The 19013-nt window shown below is 52.5% G+C and carries 14 protein-coding genes; 2 read left to right on the forward strand and 12 right to left on the reverse strand.

Annotated features, from left to right (window positions below; all coding sequences use genetic code 11):
* Positions 1-35: 35 nt before the first annotated feature.
* The gene (locus tag ACTJJS_RS29100; protein WP_440667104.1) at positions 36-926 is read right to left on the reverse strand and encodes a LysR substrate-binding domain-containing protein; all 891 of its coding nucleotides are present in this window, start codon (positions 924-926) and stop codon (positions 36-38) included.
* A gap of 86 nt (positions 927-1012) precedes the next feature.
* On the opposite strand from ACTJJS_RS29100, the gene ACTJJS_RS29105 reads away from it, so the two are divergent.
* Positions 1013-1888: an MBL fold metallo-hydrolase gene (locus tag ACTJJS_RS29105; protein WP_440667106.1), complete on the forward strand. Its 876-nt coding sequence runs from the start codon at positions 1013-1015 to the stop codon at positions 1886-1888.
* Here the strand turns inward: ACTJJS_RS29105 and ACTJJS_RS29110 are convergent.
* The 11 genes from ACTJJS_RS29110 to ACTJJS_RS29160 all read right to left on the reverse strand — a co-directional run bounded on the left by ACTJJS_RS29110 (position 1869) and on the right by ACTJJS_RS29160 (position 17592).
* Complete coding sequence (locus ACTJJS_RS29110; protein ID WP_168873690.1) at positions 1869-2192, reverse strand: S24 family peptidase; 324 nt, start codon at positions 2190-2192, stop codon at positions 1869-1871. The two genes, ACTJJS_RS29105 and ACTJJS_RS29110, sit on opposite strands and share 20 nt — an antisense overlap.
* Before the next feature lie 377 nt (positions 2193-2569).
* Entirely contained in the window at positions 2570-4051 is a 1482-nt protein-coding gene (locus tag ACTJJS_RS29115; RefSeq protein ID WP_440667108.1) for a S41 family peptidase, read from the reverse strand.
* Between the two features lie 21 nt (positions 4052-4072).
* A complete protein-coding gene (locus ACTJJS_RS29120; protein WP_440667110.1) occupies positions 4073-5398 on the reverse strand; it encodes a MutS-related protein in 1326 nt (441 codons plus the stop codon).
* Between the two features lie 11 nt (positions 5399-5409).
* Positions 5410-6708: a MutS-related protein gene (locus tag ACTJJS_RS29125; protein ID WP_440667112.1), complete on the reverse strand. Its 1299-nt coding sequence runs from the start codon at positions 6706-6708 to the stop codon at positions 5410-5412.
* Between the two features lie 11 nt (positions 6709-6719).
* Positions 6720-9044 carry a Gldg family protein gene (locus ACTJJS_RS29130; RefSeq protein WP_440667114.1) on the reverse strand — a complete coding sequence of 775 codons (2325 nt, stop codon included), beginning with the start codon at positions 9042-9044 and terminating at the stop codon, positions 6720-6722.
* 9 nt (positions 9045-9053) lie between these two features.
* A complete protein-coding gene (locus ACTJJS_RS29135; protein ID WP_211092749.1) occupies positions 9054-9980 on the reverse strand; it encodes an ABC transporter ATP-binding protein in 927 nt (308 codons plus the stop codon).
* Between the two features lie 34 nt (positions 9981-10014).
* The gene (locus ACTJJS_RS29140) at positions 10015-10767 is read right to left on the reverse strand and encodes a hypothetical protein (RefSeq protein ID WP_440667116.1); all 753 of its coding nucleotides are present in this window, start codon (positions 10765-10767) and stop codon (positions 10015-10017) included.
* 2 nt (positions 10768-10769) lie between these two features.
* Positions 10770-12260, reverse strand: a complete 1491-nt coding sequence (locus ACTJJS_RS29145; protein ID WP_440667118.1) for a RagB/SusD family nutrient uptake outer membrane protein — start codon at positions 12258-12260, stop codon at positions 10770-10772.
* A 10-nt stretch (positions 12261-12270) separates the two neighbouring features.
* Positions 12271-15606 (reverse strand): SusC/RagA family TonB-linked outer membrane protein, encoded by a 3336-nt coding sequence (locus ACTJJS_RS29150; protein ID WP_440667120.1) that lies wholly within the window; start codon positions 15604-15606, stop codon positions 12271-12273.
* Between the two features lie 175 nt (positions 15607-15781).
* Positions 15782-16951, reverse strand: a complete 1170-nt coding sequence (locus tag ACTJJS_RS29155) for a FecR domain-containing protein (RefSeq protein WP_440667122.1) — start codon at positions 16949-16951, stop codon at positions 15782-15784.
* A 62-nt stretch (positions 16952-17013) separates the two neighbouring features.
* Positions 17014-17592, reverse strand: a complete 579-nt coding sequence (locus ACTJJS_RS29160; protein WP_168873681.1) for an RNA polymerase sigma factor — start codon at positions 17590-17592, stop codon at positions 17014-17016.
* 190 nt (positions 17593-17782) lie between these two features.
* On the opposite strand from ACTJJS_RS29160, the gene ACTJJS_RS29165 reads away from it, so the two are divergent.
* Positions 17783-18916, forward strand: a complete 1134-nt coding sequence (locus ACTJJS_RS29165; RefSeq protein ID WP_168873680.1) for an alpha/beta fold hydrolase — start codon at positions 17783-17785, stop codon at positions 18914-18916.
* Positions 18917-19013 lie beyond the last annotated feature (97 nt).

Below are 19013 nucleotides of genomic sequence, written 5' to 3' on the forward strand. Positions count from 1 at the left end.
ATGATTTTATTAAAAGCGGATGATTAACAAATTTCTTATGATTTCTTCTTAAGTCCCTGCATATTTTTCAGTTCACTGCTAAGCGTATCCTGCACGATGGCTGTCAACCGGGCAGCGGCAGCAACATTCTTTTTCCGTGGCGCCGTCAGCAGGTAGACGAATATCTGCGGCAATACCGGCAGGCCGCGGGAAACCGGCAATACCTTACAATCCGGCGGCAATCCTATCTGCGTGCGGATAGTGATGCCCAGTCCGGCCCTGGCAGCTGCCCACATACCTGCCACATTGCTGGCGGTGAGCACCGGCTTCCAGGCAACACCGGATTTTTCCAGCGCCGCCAGGCCGGCAGCGCGGAACAGGCAGGGCGGTTCAAACAGCAACAACGGCAACGGCGACTGCTGCGCCACTGTTTTATTCCCGATCCAACGTAAAGGCACTTTACCGATCAACACAGCACCTTCCGGCAATTGCGCCCCAACACATACGATCACGTCCAGCTTTCCTGACAGTAATTTTTGTTGCAGCACCACCTGCTTATCGATCGTTATCTCCATCTGCACGCGCGGATGCTGTTCGGCGAAACGCGCCAGCACCTGCGGCAGACTACCCTCGGAAAAATCTGTCAGCATGCCCAGGCGTACTACCCCCGCCAGCTGCCGGGCGGACAATGCTTCCACCGCCTGGTCGTTCAGCCGCAGTAACTGCCGGGCGTAACCGATCAGCAGCTCACCGCTGGCCGTTAGCTCGCGGCCACGCCCCTGCCTGACAAACAGCTGGTGGCCCGTCAGTTCCTCCAGTCGCTGCATCTGCAGGCTCACGGCTGACTGTGAGCGGGACACCTGCTCCGCCGCACGGGCAAAACTGCCTAAATCCACCGCCAATACAAAAGTGCGTAATAAGTCCAGGTCTAATATATCAGTGATCATACTTTAGTTTTATTAAAGTATTTAATGAGATAATTCAACTTTACAAAAGTATGAAATTCACCGAAGTTTGCAGGCAAATAAACATCATGCAAACACCGTTTTCTTTCCGCGTAGGGCACCTGGAGCTGATGGTCTTCAGCGACGGCCATCAGTCCCTGTCCCCTGCGCATCCCATGATTGGGCCTTATGAACAGCCCAGCCAGGTGCATCATTCGCTACGGGCACTGCTACTCCCTACAGATGTGCTGCAACTGGACCTCAACATCCTCCTGGTACGCCATCAGGACAGACTGATACTGATCGATGCCGGCCTCGGACAGGAAGACACCACCAGCGGACTGTTGCCGGCAAACCTCGCTGCTGCCGGCATTCCGGCGATGTCCATTACCGATATCGTGTTGACACATGCCCATACTGACCATACAGGCGGCCTTTTACACCCGGATGGTCCACTCGTTTTTCCAAATGCTATTGTTCATTTAAGTCAAACGGAATACGACCATTGGATGCAAGACCAGCCCGACTTTTCTGCCAGCCCGCTGAACATTGCGCCTACGATGCAAACAGGGCTCACCACCCGTATACCACAGATACTGCGCGCCATTCAGCCACAGCTGCGACTGGCAGCCCCACGGGCAACACTATACGATTGTATCAGGTTAATACCTGCGCCCGGACACACTTCAGGGCACAGCATGGTAGAGATTTTTTCCGGTGCGGAAACCTTACTGCACAGCGCCGACCTGCTACACGCAGCCGTACTGTTGCAACATCCGGAATGGGGAATGTTTTATGACATGGATTTTGAGCAGGCAGCCCAAACACGGGAAAGTTTTTTACAGGAAGCGGCAAACTCCGGAAGGATGACCATGACTTATCATCTGCCATGGCCGGGGGTGGGGAAAATAACAAAAGGGGACAAAGGATTCAAATGGGAGCCGGTTACCCTTTGCGGTAAATGATCCGGTTTTCATATTCTCCCAATATAACCCTGCCATAGATCACCTTGGTCCATCCGTTTTCAAACCCGTGATTATTGGCGATCAGGTATCCTTTGTTAGCATCTCTTTTGGTGATCTTGTGCGCATCAATATAACGCCCTTTCACTTTACAAAACACGATGTCTCCCACCGCATATTCCTGTTCCCGCTGAAACGTCAGCAGGGTACCGCTTTTAAGGATGGGCAACATAGAAGCGCCAAAGGCTTTCATTTTTCCGGTCCCAACTGTTTCCAGTTCATTTTTGAGTCTTTCATATTTATTCATAACATAAAAATTAAGTGCATTTTCAGGGCATAGGTCAACCGGGCCGCACAACAGGCGACAAAACAGCACACGCACATTGATGCATGCATCAATGACACGGGCCTACCGGTAAAAAATGACTTTAAAAACTTGATGATTACGTATCTGAAAAGGGATTACAAGGAGGAAGAATTTTAACCGGGGATACAGGTGTACAATACTTCGGGGTTGATATGGCAGAAAGCCGTTTCTGCACTATATACTACAATCTCATAACGATCTGAATCAAAAAGTTCCTACTGTCAAGAACCTTATTTCAGATGCAAAGATGTGTATTTATTTTAAAATATCCTAAAGAAGCATAAAAAAAGCTGGTGCGAGGCACACCAGCTTTTTTATCATTTTGCCGCATTGATCAGCTCCATGGTATAAGATATTTCCGGGTCTTTGTCTGCCAGCACATACCCCATGAATTTATCCATCGGGACTTCCTTGTCCGGCATCACGCCATGTCCGGGGTCCTGTGTGGCATTGAAGAAATACAGCTCTGATAACGGCACCGTCAATACGCATTTGGTGCGCGGCAACAGGTAACGCTGGAACCAGGCTGCAGTGGTAGCTGCTTCGCCGCTACCGGTTTCCTTGCCGATGATCATACCTCTTTTGTTTTTCTGTACCAGCGAAGCGAAGTAAGTCGCGGCGGACACCGTGCCGCCGCCGGTCAGTACATATACTTTACCGTGAAAGGCATCTTTATCCGGCGGGAAGTTCTCCAGCAGGCCGTCTTTCAGGCGGGCGTTGCCCACGTAGAAGCCGGAGCTGTCTTTGTCGAAACGCTGATAGAAAAAGTTTTTCTGTCCCTGTATGTCTTCATCGGAAAGCCTTCTGCCATTTTCCGCCACGGCATATTCCGGGTAGGCCACGCCGATATTGCGGGTACGGTAGTTATACACGTTGCGGAAAGGCGCATCTGCCATGAAAGAATACAACAGTGCCGAGATAGCCGGGTTACCACCGCCGTTGCTGCGTACATCGATGATCACCTGTTGATAGTTCCGTTTTTTTACTTCCCGGAAGAACTCACTGAATTCTTTGTAAGCCTCCTGTTCCCCGATGCCAAAAGTATTGACGGTCAACCGGCCGGTTTTCGTACTGTCGTCATAGTCATTGTAGATGTAATAGGCCCTTTGCAGGAGGTTGAACGGGAAAACAGCCTGCCTGGTGGCATGGAAAGCGGCGGTAGGCCCAGACGCCGGCAGCACTGTCTTTTTGGTTTCTTTGCTGCCGGGCGCCGTCCAGGTCACCGGATAGGTGGCCTGGCGGGGCGTCAGCAGACTAAAGGTCACCTGAAAATCGGAATAGAGCCGGTCCATGCCGGTAGGAATAAAACCATCACTATAGGCGGAAGTGGAGAGGTTCTGCAGAATTTCTTTGGCCGGTTGGTTGTTAATGCTGGTGATTTCAGCGCCAAAAGGAATAGCGGCGCCTTTGATATTCACGTATATCCGTCCCCGTTCGATGATCACCGGATAGGGAAAGAAGCGGAGCGTACTATACAACTCACGGGAATTATCATTGGAAAGCCGCAGGCTGGTATGTACGTCCCGCACGAGGTAAACAGGCGAATATTGCAGGCTGGTCAGCACGTCCGGCTCTTTGGCCATGCGGTCCATCAGCGAGTCCACCCGGCGGGCGAAAGTTACGGAGTCAATGAACTTATACGGATTGGGATGTTGTTTTTTCAGAATATCGACTGCCAACCGGAAGTCAGCGATAAAATCCTCTTTCGTAAGGCTGGCCAGTTTTTTCTCCTGGGCCGGCGCCTGCAGGCATGCGCAGGCCAGTATGGCGCTGGCGCCATATGTCAACAGCTTCTTCATATGTTATATGTTAGGTGTTTTTTACAGGTTATTGGCATTAATAAGTTCCAGGATGCCTTCGTTGCGGATGATCATCATCCCCTGACGGTCTTCCGTAATCCCGTCTTCCAGGCGGTAGGTATAACGGGGACGGCTACCCTCCATCACCGTAGGCAGGAAGCGGAACTGTATATTGGGTTTGTCTTTCAGCGCCTCTCCCACTTCAATGATGTGGGTGGACACGATGAACAGGCAGCCGGTGTATTCCGCAAAAGCAGCTGTCACCGCCAGCGTGCCGTCATACGCATCTTTTACGTTGGTGCCTTTAAAAAGCTCGTCAAACATGAGCAGCAGGCGTTTGCCGCTGGCCGTGGCTTCGGCGGCCTGCTTCACCCTTACCACTTCCGCATAGAAATGGCTGTAGCCCAGGTTGATATTGTCGGACACGTTGATCGAAGAATAGAGCCCTTCCCGGACGGAAAAAACAAACCGGGAAGCTGCTACCGGGAAGCCCATATGGGCCAGGTACAGGGCGATACCGATCGATTTCATCAGCGTGGACTTACCCGCCATATTGGCGCCGGTGAGGAACAGTACATTACTGCCCTGCTGCATCTCAATATCATTGCCGATGGCATTGTTGATACAGGGATGGTGCAATCCCGTTGCGGAGAGCATATTTTTTTCCGGTGGCAACGCCTGCGCATATTCAAATCCTTTGGCCCGCGCCACATCGCTTACAGCGATATATACGTCCAGCTCATCGATAAATGCCAGCAGCTCTTCCATGGCCTGTCGGAGTTTGTTCTTCAACAGATGGTCATAGGTGGCCAGCGTTTTCACAGGCAATGCCTGATAGATGTCCATGTCGGCCAGCTGCTCCAGTTCACGGGTACGCAGCAGCTGCCGGACAGCGCTGATACGCTCGTCATACGGACCTGACCGCAATGCCATGGACGCTACAAAGGCGGTACATTTTTTCACTGTGACGATGGTGGCCTGCAAACCCTGCACATTCTTCCGGTAACGTTCATCACGGGCCACGGTAGAGAGACCTTTCTTCAGCAGGGTGTCGGCCATCGACAGCAATACGTTTTTACTGCCGCCGGTGTCGAGGTATTCCCGCATCTGTGACAGCTGCGGCACATCAAAAGGAAATACCAGCTGCGCATCCTGAAAGAAACGGAAAATGCTGCTCCGCTGATTGATGGCTGCCATATCTTCCAGCGGCGACTGGAACATGGTGTCCAGCAAACGCTCTCCTCCCCTTGTCTTCACCTGGTTGAACAGGTGATATACTGAACCCTGCCGGAACTTGCCCAGCAGGTTCAGTTCGTCCATCGTTTGCCTGTCTATACTAAAGCTCATAACTGCAATTTTTATTTAGTCTTGCGACCGTTCCTGAGAATATCCAGTATGCCTTCATTCCGGATGATGATCATACCATGACGGTCATCGGTGATACCCTGCTCTAACGTATACGTATACTCGGGCTGGTGACCGTTCATGCGGGTAGGCAGGTAACGGAAGTCTACACTGCCGGCTTCTTTCAGCCCCTCGCCTGCTTCCACGATGTGGGAAGAGATCACGAAAAGGCTGTTTTTACAGCCGGCGAATGCACGGCTGACGGCCACGGTAGCCTCATGTGCGTCCTTCACATTGGTGCCCCTGAACAACTCATCGAAGATGACCAGCAGCGACTGTCCGCTGCTCAGGGCCGTCGCTACTTTTTTCACGCGCAGCACTTCAGCATAAAAGTGACTGGCCCCGATGCCGAGATTGTCCGGCAGGTTGATAGTGGTGAAGATGCCGTCCATCACAGAGAAGACCATCTTACGGGCCGCCACGGGGAAGCCCATATGCGCCACATACAATGCTGTGCTGAGCGAACGCAGGAAGGTGGATTTACCCGCCATATTGGCGCCGGTAAGAAAGATCACGTTGCTGTCAGGCCCCATGAACACATTGTTGCTGACCGGGTTTTTCAAAGACGGATGATACACGCCTTCCAGCTGTAATACCGCACTGCCTTTATCGAGCGCTGTAGGGAACACGAACTGCTTCTCTGTGGCCACCGCTGCCACTGACAGATATACGTCCAGCGTATATACATGCTCCAGCAGCTTTGTGATACGCTGCCGTTCCCGTGTACGGAACAGCAGATCGAAGGCCGTCACCGCGCCGTATGACAGCTTCCCTTTCATCGGTTCATTCAATGCAGGCTCCAGCGCCGGTTCAGCCAGCAGCAGTGCAATAGCGGTACGCTCGGCGGTATATGCTGCCGCACCGGCTACCGTCGGGCTTTCTATGAAACGGTGCAGCTGCTGTACCAGTCCGATGACGGAGGTGACACCGTTGTAGATGTCTTTCTCTCCGAGCACCACCGCGCGGCCGGCGCTTTTCGTTTGTTCGTCTCCGTTTTTCAGGTATTTCTCCGCCATATCAAACATAGCGGCTTCAAACGGGAAGGCCACGCGTTGCTGCGCAAAATGAGCGATGATACTGCTTCTGCGGTTGATCGCTTCCTTATCCGACAAGGGCTGCCGGAACATCTCCTGCAACAGCGTTTCCCCGCCTCGTGTATGCGTGTGGTTATACAGCTCATAGATACCGCTCACATCCCGTTTGCCGAATATCCGGAGGTCTTCTATGGTTTGTTCATCCGTTTGTAAAAACATAGTTTCCAGGTTTATTGCCTTTTACGGCGCACCAGTAATATTGTTCCTGTCAGCAGCACCAGTCCTGGTAAAATCCACACGAACAGGTACTTCTCTATATTCGCCGTGGTGGCGGTTATCGTCAGTTTGGTGTCGATCGGTTTGGGTTTTGGCGTATAGATGGGGAATGCGTCATTGACCATCCAGGCGTACAGGTTTCTGCCCAGGAATCCGCCACCCATGCGGAGATTACTCATAAAATCCGCGTCAGCGCTGACGGCTATACGTTGCTCTTTTCCGTTGATGGTGCGGGTCAGTGCTACGGCCGTGGCGTACGATGGCTGACGGGTATCTCCGTCCTGCGGATTAAATACAGGGGCAGTGGAGTCTGTCACCACCGGACCGGCTTTGAGCCATGCATTGCCCGGAACAGTCGCCAGCAAAGGCATTGCTTTGAAAGCGCTGCTGTCTCCGAAGGTGATGCCGGTGACGCCAGGCATCAGCAGGCCCATACTTTTTCCATCTGTCTGCATTTCCCGCAACGCGATGAGCGCAGGGTCTTCAGAAAGGTGGGTACCCGCAGCGGTAAGACCGGGTTTCACCATATGCGGCATTTCGTCTTTAGACACTTCTATCAGCGTACCGTCCATGAGCTGCACGCCCAGTTGTTTCAATACAGGATTAAGCATCTGCTGTTTGCCGGGCTCTCCGAATATCAGCATGTTGCCACCGTTGCTGATGTAACGGCTGATTTTTTCCATCGCGGCCGCGCTCAGGGCTGTCTTAGGGTCGGCCAGCACCAACGTGGAGATGCCGGAAGGAATCTCCTGTGTCTCCACACACAGGCTGTCTGAATCGAAACCGATGTTGATCAGCGACTGACGGTTGTCTCTTGCGACAGCATGATTGGAATACTCGCGCTCTCCTTTTTTGTAGATGCTGCGTTCGAGGTTACCGGTCAGGAAGATGTTTTTAGGCACATTGCCCAGCAGCCTTTTAAGTGCTGCCGCTACCTGTTGCTCTTCCGGCCAGAAGTTGGCGTCATCGAAGGTACGCAGGAAGGTGGTATTGCCTTTGTATTTCAACTGCATCACGAGGCGGTAGCCTTCCGGCCGCAGGTTGATCATCTTACGTACTTCTGCCGGCGCTGTAAAATCTTTTACATTGACCTGCAGCCCTTCCGCTGTCTGGCCGGCTATTTCCGGCAGGCTTTTGCCCACCCAGGTTTTATACAGCGTGCTGTCAGCATCATCGGTATCATAGTAATAAACGTAGTTAAATTTGATGTCCGGTTTAAAACGGAGGTATGGTTCCCAGAGGTTCCACAGGTAATCATTGCGGTTCTCCGGCAAACCGCGGTGAACGCCGGCGCCCAGCAGGTTGGTGTACAGCGTAATCTCCACGGGCTCTTTGCCCAGATCTTTTAGTATGGTCTGGGTATTGGGATGCAGGGTGTTGGACTTGCTGCGGGTAGTGTCCCAGTAGCCGATAAAAGCCGGCCGGGAACTCACATAGCCGATCACCAGCACGGAAGCAAATACCATCACATAACGGGAAGCCTGTGCCCACCATGGCCTGGATTCGCGCCCTGCTTTCATTTTGATGAGCGTAAAGGTGACAAACATATACACTATCATCACGAAGTAAACCACGTCTTTGGTCGTGATCAACCCTTTCAGCATTTTGACGGTACGGCCGGAAATAGACAGGAAGTAAGTCAGGTCTCTTACGATATCATATTTCTGCCAGAGGCCACTGATGTGGCTCAACACAAAAATGATGATAAAGCTGCCGATGGCCGATACGATCTGGTAGTTGGTCAGGCTGGACATAAACAGCCCGATGGCCGTATAGGTACATACCAGCAAATAGAAGCCCAGCGCTGCAGAGAGCAGCACGCCATAATCCGCAGCATGAATATTGAGTATCCCAACGATCATAAACACTCCTACAATACCCACCAGCAGCAGGTTATAGATCATGATCGCGAGATATTTCCCCAACACGATCTCACGGGTACGGATAGGCGAAGAAAACAACAGTTTGATCGTGCCACTGTTCACTTCGCGGCTGATAAGCCCCATCGTCAGCAGGGGAACGAACAGGTAAAGATTTTGCAATACGTTGGCAAAAATACCGTCCTGTCCCAGAAAGAGGGCATCGGTCATGGAGATACCGAAGTCGGTAAAATTTGGATTGTTCCGGGAAATCACATCCTGCCAGTTGGCCAGACCATACAATGGAGAAACATAGTATACGCCGCACTGCACCATAAAAGCGATTGTTAAGAACCAGGCCACCGGCGAGTAGAACAGGTTACGGAGCTCTGTTTTAGCAATCTTGAATATCATCTTCATGTATAAAAATTATTGGAGCGATTGAATAGATAATTGCTTGAAAATATCATCGAGCAATCCTTTATCGAGGTTGATCTCACGCAGGCGCCATCCGTGTTGTACGCTGGCGGTGATGATCCTTTCGGTGATGCTTTCATCGCCATCGAAGTAGATACGGATTTGCCTGTCATTGAGAAAATCCACCCTGGACACGCCGCTGATCTGCTGTAGCTCGGCAGCGGTTGGCGGCTGTTCCATTCTTACCAGCACGCTGTGCGGCTGTACGTAGTTGTTGAATGCCTCCATGGTATCGGAGAAAATGACACGGCCTCCTTCGATCATCACAATTTCGCGGCACAGCAGGTGTACTTCGGAGAGGATATGGGAAGACAACAGCACCGTATGGTCCTGCCCTATTTCGCGGATCAGTTTTCTCGCTTCAATAAGCTGGTTGGGATCGAGGCCGTTGGTGGGTTCGTCCATCACCACCAGTTTGGGTTTGTGGATGATAGCCTGCGCGATGCCTACACGCTGGCGGTAGCCTCCGGAGAGGTTGCTGATCAGGCGGGTGCTGAAATGGGAGATGCCCACGCGCTCTTTTGCTTCTTCCACCGCTTTGCGCACTTTGCTTTTTTCGATATGCCGCAGCTGCGCCGCGAAGCGCAGGTACTCGTCCACTGTCAGGTCTGTATATACCGGAGGGTTCTGCGGCAGGAAACCGATCTCTTTTTTCGCCAGTTCAGGTTGCTGGCGGATATCCAGCCCGTTCACATACACCTGGCCTTCCGTCTGGTTCAGCACACCGCAGATGATATTCATGGTGGTAGACTTACCAGCGCCATTGGAGCCTAACAGCCCAATGACACCGGTATGGCCTATTTCCAGATTGATATCGCGGATAGCCCAGGCACTGCTGTACCTGTGAGAGAGCCGGTCAATTTTTAAGATAGTGCTCATAATACGTTTTGAATAATTGAATGTTGATGCCCGCCTAATATTTGATGGACAGCACCTTTTGCTCCTGGCCATTGGTACCGCCCGGCGTACCTATCAGCGCAAAAGTGTAGTTCTGGTACAACCATGGATTAAGCCAGCCGGCAGGCAGGTTGTGCACATATTGGGTGACGATGCTGGCAATGTATTGCCCGGTGGCGGCGTCGCTGAATACGAACTCATAATCTTCCTGGGCTGCGTTGACAGGATAGCTGACAAATCCGGTGATCCCTTTGAATGGCAGGCTGCTGACTTCCGGTGCGCCGGACTTTCCCTTGATCGTCACTTTCACCGGTGCGCTGCCGGCAGAGAGGTTGACGAAACGGAAACCGCACACGCTGTCGCCGATCGGGTGGAAAGGCACGGCATCGTTGGCAAACACCGTGTCGGGTTTGGCAACAGTGCCGGTAAGAAACAATGTACGCATGGCGCCTACCGGCAGGTCGAGCATCAGGTTGAACAGCGGCTGGCTTTTTTCGGTGGTATCAGGATACTGGTACAATGCCAATGGCTGGTTGCCCACGTAGGAACTAAAGCGGTTGTTGGCCAGCGCAAATGTGTTGTACGGTATCTGATTAGCGACATCGTACCGGATAGGGCTGGTACCGTTGAAATTAGTGACCAGTGGCCGGCTGCCGGGCACCGCATTGATGATCGTCAGTGAAGCGGTGCCGGGAGGTGTTTTATCTTTAGAGCAGGCTGCCAGCAATAATACCAGGAGGCAGCCCACGTAATAAATGATGCGTTGCATAATCAGTAGCCGGGATTTTGAATCAGGAAATGGTTTACGGTGATCTCTGTGGGCGGGATAGGATATACCAGCTGGTAATCGCCGGCCCATGGCTGTTTAAGTGAGAGCGCAGTCAGGACGTCATGCGCCTTGCCGGTACGTTTCAGGTCAAACCAGCGATGGCCCCATTCAGCAAAGAGTTCTGTCTGTCTTTCTTTGGCGACGGCCGCAAGTACCTGTTCCTTGCTCAGGGAATTGGACAAGGCAGGAAGACCGGCCCTGGAGCGGACCACATTCAGGTCAGCGATGGCAGAGGCAAGTCCGCCGGGACCGCCGTTGGCCGCTGCTTCTGCGCGTATCAGGTACTGTTCGGCCAGGCGCAGCATCATATAATATTCCCGGGGCGGAGCGCCTATAGCATTGTTGTTCTTGCCGATTTTGTATTTGTTGGGAAAGTAGGCTACGACCTCCGGTTGGCCCAGTCCTGGCGATGTTTTGGTGCTGTCTATCCAGGAGAGGCGTTTATCGCCCGGCTCAAACGCTTTCATTTGCACATCGGTAAGACAATACGGCGCAATACCGACCTTGGGCACGCTTGGGCTGAAATCATAGCCCTCTGGCGTGGCATTTCCCCGCATATTAGCGGCGTTGGCCTGTTGCAGCTGCCAGATAGCTTCCTTGCTGGCTACGGTGAAGGCATTGTCCGGGTCCGGCTCCAGTTGATACAATGATGTGTGGTTGATCACGGTGGTAGCTGCGTCCACGGCGCCGGCGTAGTCTTTCTGGTAGAGATACACCCGTGCCAGCAATGCGCTGGCTGCATAGCGGTTGGGGCGTATCCTTTCGCCCATACTGGTGGGATATGTTTCAGGCATGGCTGCTGCCGCCTCTTTCAGGTCCTGTACCAGTTGCTGGTAAATCTGTACCTGCGGCGTACGCGGCATGATGCGTGTTTTATTAAAATCGATGGTAAGGGCCAGCGGCACATCACCAAAAAAATTAGTGAGATAGAAGTAAGCAAAGGCACGGACAAACTTTGCTTCTCCGCTCAGCGCCTGCTTCACACTGTCTTTCAGGGCGGTGGAAGCACCCACTCCTTCTATGATGCTATTGGCACCGTATATGGAAGTATAGGCAGAAGTCCAGAGATTATTGCTGCGACCGGCGTCGAAAGCGGTCAGCTTATTGGTGTTTGGCAGATACCAGGACTTGTCCGCCGAGCTCATGAAAAAAAACAGTTCATCTGAAGACAGGCCGCCCATAAAGGTGGAGAGTCCGCCGGCAAACGACTGGTCTGCTATCGATATAGTAAGGAAAGGATTGTCACCATTGATCATGCGGGTATATATGCCTGCCATAGCGCCGTTGGCCTGTTTCTCCGTTCCGAACACCTGGGACGTGGAGATCGTATTCACCGGGTCTGGCACAGATACCAGTTTCTTGCAGGATGAATGAAGGATGGCGCATAACAGCAGCCCGCCTGAAATAGTCAGTATTTTATGATAGTTCTGCATCACTGATCATTTAAAAGTTAAGCGTTACACCACCGATGATAGTCCTCGGAGCCGGAAGCGCCAGGAGGTCTTGCTGGTCCGGATCTAAGCCGGGATAACGGGTGATGGTAAAAATGTTCTCCCCCTGCATAAACACACGGCAGCTTTCCATACGGGCTCTTTTCACCAGCTTGTCCGGCAGACTGTAACTGATGGAAAGTGAGCGCAGGCGGACATAAGAAGCATCTATAAAAGCGCCGTCAGATACGCTGAGGTAGCTGGCGCCTGAAGCGGAGTAGCTGGCATATTTGGCATTATCTCCCGGCCTGGACCAGTGATTGTTCAGTGCTTCCAGCGGCAGGTTGGTAAGGCCGCCCGGTACAATACCGGCGAAAGGATCAGTGCCCAGTTGTTTTTTGTAATCAAAGAACAGATCGAGCGTTATTCCTTTCACGGTAAACTGTGAACTGAAACCGCCATAGTATTTAGGCGCTATATCGATGGCCACATAGCGGTCGGCCGTGACGGTAGCATCCGGATTAGGTTGCGCGATATCCAGTTTGCCGTCTTTGTTGTAATCAACAAAACTGTGTTTGCCGGTCAGCGGATCTATGCCGAGATAATGCAGGAAATATTGGGTAGACAGGGACTGCCCTATTTTGTACACGCCATAGTAGGGCGACTGTTCCAGTCCGGGGTACGCCACCAGCTTGTTGCGGTTACGGGAGATATTAAAAGACACTGACCAGGACAAATCTTTTTGCTGCACCAGGTTGGCGCGCAGCATGCCTTCCCATCCGCTGTTCTGCACTACTGCCGCCCAGTTGGCGGTCACACTGCCAAAACCGGTAAAAAGCGGTGTGGGCAGGCTGGTCACCTGATCGTTAGTACGATTGCGGTAGTGGGCCACTTCCAGGCTGATACGGTCATTCAGGAAGCTGGCGGTCAGCGCGCCTTCCATTTTTTTGTTGGCCTCCCAGTGGTAATCCTGGTTCATGGCATGGATGGGCGCATAAGGCTGTATGCCATCATATTTGCTCATTAGCATAGTGCCTGACAGGGCAGCGCCCCATTGTGACAGGTATTGGTAGTCACCGATAGATCCATCGCCACCAGTGATACCATAGCTGCCGCGGAGTTTCAGGAAGCTGACCCATGATGGCAATACTGTTTTCATCCAGGGCTCTTCAGACAGGATCCATCCCAGGCCGACAGAACCGAAGTCGCCGTACTGGCGTCCCGGCGCAAAGCGGGAAGACCCATCCCTTCTGGCATTGAGGTTCATCATGTATTTATTGTCCCAGTTATAGGAGATACGGCCAAATACGGCGGCATATTTATAGCGGGCCACATTTTCAGTAGCCGTTTGGATAGGGGCATTGGAGATACTGCCAAGCAAGGCATCGTCACCATAACCGAAGCCAATTGTCGTCCCGCCGTTAGTGGCAGCTGACTGGTAGCTGGTGCCCACCTGTACGGAGAGGTCGCCCTTGCCTACGAAACGGCTGTAGGCCAGCTGTGGCTCCAGTATCCAGTTGGTATTGCGTGTGTTGCCGAAGAACGCTGATCCAACAGGGTTCAGTATCGGATTTTGGGAGGCGATAGGTATAAAGCTGCTATTGTTTCCGGAGACATAGGAGTATCCGCCGGTGGTGCTGAAGATGAGTCCTTTGAACAGCTCATACCGGATTTCCATATTACCATCGAACTGGTTTGTCTGATTGTTGTTTTTCTGCAGCAGGTAGGCAAACGGGAATTGTACGCCCGGGCTGGCGTTCCATTCCGCATAGTTAAGATCGCCTTTGCTGTCAAATGCTGGCGGCGCATTGGGGGCCAGATACATCACAGCAGGATTGTTGGCGATGGCATCCGCCTTTGTATAACCGATAGTAGTGCCCACCATGATGCTGAACTTCTGATCGACGCTGCTATGCCGGAGGCGGGACATCAGGGACGCTTTTTGTGAGGCGCCGCTCTTGTTCAATATGTCCACCTGGCGGCCATAGTTGGCGCCCACATAAAAAGTATTGCGGCTGTCGCCACCGGAAAGACTGGCAGATACGGTAGTCAGTTTGCCGGTGCCCAGCACTTCTTTCTGCCAGTTGGTATAACGGGTGGTATCCCACAATGTCAGGTCGGGCGCATTGCCAACATTGGGCGTCACACCGTCGTTTTTAAACGCTTCCCGGCGCATTTGCAGGTACTGGCGTGTGTCCAGCAGCTGCCATTTGCGGGGAACGGTGACAATCCCTTCTTTGGCATCGATCGACAAAGTAGTCTTTCCTGTTTTTCCTCTTTTAGTGGTGATGATGATGACACCATTGGCGCCACGGGAGCCGTAGATAGCGGTGGCATCAGCGTCTTTCAGCACTTCGATGCTTTCTATGTCTTTAGCGCTCAGGCCAAACAGCGGACTTTGGCCGCCGGTAACGGAAATGCCGCCCTGCACAAATCCCGGTGAAGTGTTTTTGGTGAAGCTGGTCACATTCAGTACGGTCAACGGTACACCGTCAATGATATATAGCGGATCAGACAGAAAGCCCTTTCCGAGGGAGTTCCGTCCTCTGATTTCCAGTCTTACGGGGGAGTTGGCATAACCACTGGTTTGTGTGATCAGCAGCCCGGGCACCTTGCCCTGTAAGGCCTGCAGCGGGTTCAAGACTGGTTGCGCCGCAATTTCGGCACCGCTCACGCGGGTGATATTACCGGTAGCAAGACGTTTGCTGGTAACACCATATCCCTGTACCACGGCCTGGTCCAGCTCATTGGTGGCCACCTTCATTTTCACGTACATCATCACGCCGGGCTGTCCCGCAGCCATGCTCACCTTCTCATAGCCAATGCTGGAGAAGGTGAGTATTTCTGCGTCTTTCAGATTTTTAAGGGAGAACACTCCCTTGTCGTTTGTCTGGGTGCCTTTGTTGGACGCGCTGGCAAAGACGCTGACACCGGGTATCGGCTGAGATGTTTTCTCATCGTACGCTACCCCTGTGATTTCCACGGCTGCCGGTGGTGTATTCAACTCTGGCGGCGTGTCCGTTTTCCGGAACACCACGATCGTAGTGCCTACAATTGTGAAGTTCAGCGGCGTTTTGGCCAGCAGCGTTTTCATAAACGCGTCCAGCGGCTGATTGTGGGCATTCACCGGAACAGTTTGCGTTACGTCCACCTGCTCCGGATTGAATACCACTACATGGCTGGTTTGTTTTTTTATTTCTGCGAACACCTGTTGCAGCGTTACTTTTTTGCTGCTGTAATTCATAGTCTGGGATAATCCCTTCAGCGGCAGTCCCATGGCTGCTATCAGCAGTAACAGTCCCAGCTGCTTCCACGGTATATACCGCTTTGGACGTCTCAATTCTGGCATAACATATTTTTGGTTGATAAATAATAACCGGTGGCTGAAGTGGCCGGGCATGGCTCCGCCGTTAAGCCCGATGGGCCTTCCGTTCCGGGACATACCAGGCCCTGACCACTAAGGCCGGCATGTTCACCTGCTCACCTGTTGTTGCTTGTTAATCTTAATTTCTATTATGGTTGCTTTATGGCATTACAATCAGTTGTTTCCCTTCTATCCTAAAGCGGACGCCCATGCTCTGCAGCACGGTCAGCGCCTGTGTCAGGTCCAGGTCTCTTTTTATTTCTCCGCTGAAGACTATGTCTGCGCTGCCGGGTTCATATACGACGGTCACGTCGTACCACCGGGCCATTTGCCGCAGCACTTCTTTCAGGTGGGCATGATCAAACTGGAAGGAGCCGTTTTTCCATGCCACCGCCATCTCCATATCGGGATATTCTACCAGTTGCAGGCCGTTGGCCGCTATGGCCACCTGCTGACCGGGTTTCAGTACCACCGATGCCTGGCGGTGATGTACCCGCACACTGCCGTCTACCAGCGTGGTACGGATACTGTTTTCATCTGTATAGGCGTTGACGTTAAACTGTGTGCCCAGTACCTCCACGGAGGCTTTGCCGTCCACGTCCACGCGGAAAGGCTGCCGTGCATTGGCGGCCACTTCAAAGTAGGCTTCGCCGGTGATGATAACGGCACGGACTTTCTCCGTAAAAGCTGTCGGGTATGTGATGCTGGAGGCGGCGTTCAGCCATACGGCCGTACCGTCGGGCAGCGTGATGCGGTATTGTCCGCCCCGTGGCGTGGTCAATGTATGATATTCCATGGCAGCGGTGGCCCCCTGGTAATTCAGCCGGCCGCTGTCGTTCCGTACGGTGAGGCCAGGCTCCTGTACGATGCTGCCATGTGTACTGTCCAGCATAATTTCTTTCCCGTTGGCCAGTTTCAGCACCGCGCGGTTGGTACCGCTGGTGATGGCCACAGGCGGTGGCACCACTGTCTTTTTCCGGCTGGTCAGCATCCGGGCGGCAGGAACGGCGATAGCCGCCACCAGCACCGCCGCTGCTGCGTACCGTACCCAGGTGCGCCGCCACAGCGGCAGTTGCACCACGGCGGTATCTTCCGCGGCCACAGACACCATCAGTCTGTCCAGTATACGCTGCGTGGCGCCCGGCGGTAAAGCCGCCGGTTCTGCAAAAGACGCGTCATAACTGGCCTGCAGCATGCTCTCCATCGCTTCACTATCCGCTGCTGCCGGATTTTCCTTCAGCCAGGCAAACAGTACTTCACTCTCCGGGCCCGTAAGGGTGCCGTCGAGGTACTTTTGCAACAGGTCCGCAGGAAATTTATTTGGTTCCATACTAATAAGACTAATGAGTAAAAGAAATGGGTGGATGGTCCGGAAAAAAAATTTTCCTTTTTTTATTTCATGGCAATCAGCAGCATCAACAAGGAAATGCTGCCATGTTCCAGCAGGTATTCCCGGATGGATTTCACGGCCAGCGACAGGTGCTGCTTAAAGGTGTTACGGGAAATATTCATCAGTGCGGCGGCCTCCTCATAACTTTTCCCCTGCTGGCGGCAGAGGATAAAAGCTTCGCGGCGCTGCGGCGGCAGGTTATCGATGGCGCGCTGCAACAGCTCCTCGTACTGTTTCTGCTCCACCGCATTGAGCACGGAGGGCTCATGGATACCCAGGGACACCCGGTGCATCACCTCGTCCCTTACGGCATCGAACAGCGTAAGCCTGTTTAGCTGGGTAAGCGCCGCATTACGGGCAAGACGGTACAGATAGGCGGCAAAAGACGACTTAATGTCCAGCTGTTCCCGGATCTCCCAGATCTTCAGGAAAACGTCGTGCACCAGATCTTCTGTGAGCAGCGGATTTTTGGTAAATTTCAACAGGTAGGTATAAATACCACCATGGTATTGCAGATAGATCGCTGTAAACGCCGCCTCGTCGCCAACGGCAAGCCGCTTTAGCAGTTCCTGTTCATTCATTCTATGTAAGATATCAGACAATCAAACTCCCCTACACAGGGCACCGGTAAATTTAATATTAAAAGCATCAAAAAAAGAAGCCTTTCCCTCCGGCACCCCTAATTTGTCCATTAACGTAAAAATCAATAAGTTTAATCCCGTTTTACGTTTTTGCTTATTTATTTACTACCTGACACTACAAACCTGTCACATGCAACCAAATCACCTGCGTGCCAACACTTGTCAGCATCTGCCACAGCTGCTGCTTTTCCTGGCTATTATCCTGGCTTCCCCTTTCGCGGCCCATGCACAAAACAACGATGTCACCGACAAATATGCCGGCGGCAAAAAACTGATCACCGGTTTAAGTAAAATTCTGAGCCCAAACGGTGTCCAGGAAAATTTTGAAGCCACGCTCGGCGGTACCAAACAATGGGTATTTGTACGGGGCCAGGACCGCAACAATCCTGTTATCCTCTTCGTACATGGCGGTCCCGCCTCTCCTATGGCGCCGGTAGCCTGGACATGGCAACGGCCGCTGGAAGAGTATTTCACCATGGTGCAATACGACCAGCGCGCTTCCGGCAAGAGCTTCCTGGCCAATGACACCACCAACCTCGGCGCCACGCTTCATATTGACCGCTATGTGGACGACTGCATTGAACTGGCCGAACAAATCCGTCAGAAATACCATAAAAAGAAACTGGTGCTGATGGGGCATAGCTGGGGCACTATCATCGCCATGCGGGCAGCCCTCAAACGTCCTGACCTCTTTTATGTATATGTTGGCACAGGCCAGAACATCAATACGGTCGACAATGAGCGGGTGAGTTTTGAATTTGGCCTGAAAGAAGCGATGCGCCGGAAAGATACCGTCGCCATCAGGGAGCTGCAATCTATCGCTCCCTATCCCGGCAACCAGCCTATCACCCGCGAGCGGATCATTATCGCCCGCAAGTGGCCACAGGAATATGGAGGCCTCGCCGCCTACAGGCCCGTGCCGGCGTATTTCTTCAATGCGCCGCTGATGTCGCCGGAATATGATAAGAAAGACGTAGACGCCATCGACCAGGGCAACATCTTCACCCTCGGCCGCGTAATGGACGAATTCCTGGCAGTGGATTTTAAGCATGTAAAGGAATTCCCCATCCCCGTGCTGATGTTCATGGGCAGACATGACTACACTACTCCTTCCGAACCTACCGACGCCTGGCTGAAAAAAGTAAAAGCCCCCTATAAAAAAGGTGTGTGGTTTGAGAACTCCTCCCATCTGATGATGATGGAAGAACCCGGCAAGTTCCTGCTGACACTGGTCCAGGACGTAAGGCCGCTGGCTTTGAAATAGTTTTTCAACACGATATATTAAAAAGGACGCTTACGATGGTGAGCGTCCTTTTTATATCAAACAACCGCATATTTATGTAGTAACAGCGCTTCCACTA

The organism is Chitinophaga sp. 22308, assembly GCF_052045305.1.
In the GTDB taxonomy this organism is placed as follows: Bacteria; Bacteroidota; Bacteroidia; order Chitinophagales; family Chitinophagaceae; genus Chitinophaga; species Chitinophaga varians_A.

Bases quoted from the DNA above. Each gene is read 5' to 3' on its own strand.
- ACTJJS_RS29100 (WP_440667104.1), bottom strand. From the start codon at position 926: ATGATCACTGATATATTAGACCTGGACTTATTACGCACTTTTGTATTG.
- ACTJJS_RS29105 (WP_440667106.1), top strand. From the start codon at position 1,013: ATGCAAACACCGTTTTCTTTCCGCGTAGGGCACCTGGAGCTGATGGTC.
- ACTJJS_RS29110 (WP_168873690.1), bottom strand. From the start codon at position 2,192: ATGAATAAATATGAAAGACTCAAAAATGAACTGGAAACAGTTGGGACC.
- ACTJJS_RS29115 (WP_440667108.1), bottom strand. From the start codon at position 4,051: ATGAAGAAGCTGTTGACATATGGCGCCAGCGCCATACTGGCCTGCGCA.
- ACTJJS_RS29120 (WP_440667110.1), bottom strand. From the start codon at position 5,398: ATGAGCTTTAGTATAGACAGGCAAACGATGGACGAACTGAACCTGCTG.
- ACTJJS_RS29125 (WP_440667112.1), bottom strand. From the start codon at position 6,708: ATGTTTTTACAAACGGATGAACAAACCATAGAAGACCTCCGGATATTC.
- ACTJJS_RS29130 (WP_440667114.1), bottom strand. From the start codon at position 9,044: ATGAAGATGATATTCAAGATTGCTAAAACAGAGCTCCGTAACCTGTTC.
- ACTJJS_RS29135 (WP_211092749.1), bottom strand. From the start codon at position 9,980: ATGAGCACTATCTTAAAAATTGACCGGCTCTCTCACAGGTACAGCAGT.
- ACTJJS_RS29140 (WP_440667116.1), bottom strand. From the start codon at position 10,767: ATGCAACGCATCATTTATTACGTGGGCTGCCTCCTGGTATTATTGCTG.
- ACTJJS_RS29145 (WP_440667118.1), bottom strand. From the start codon at position 12,260: ATGCAGAACTATCATAAAATACTGACTATTTCAGGCGGGCTGCTGTTA.
- ACTJJS_RS29150 (WP_440667120.1), bottom strand. From the start codon at position 15,606: ATGCCAGAATTGAGACGTCCAAAGCGGTATATACCGTGGAAGCAGCTG.
- ACTJJS_RS29155 (WP_440667122.1), bottom strand. From the start codon at position 16,951: ATGGAACCAAATAAATTTCCTGCGGACCTGTTGCAAAAGTACCTCGAC.
- ACTJJS_RS29160 (WP_168873681.1), bottom strand. From the start codon at position 17,592: ATGAATGAACAGGAACTGCTAAAGCGGCTTGCCGTTGGCGACGAGGCG.
- ACTJJS_RS29165 (WP_168873680.1), top strand. From the start codon at position 17,783: ATGCAACCAAATCACCTGCGTGCCAACACTTGTCAGCATCTGCCACAG.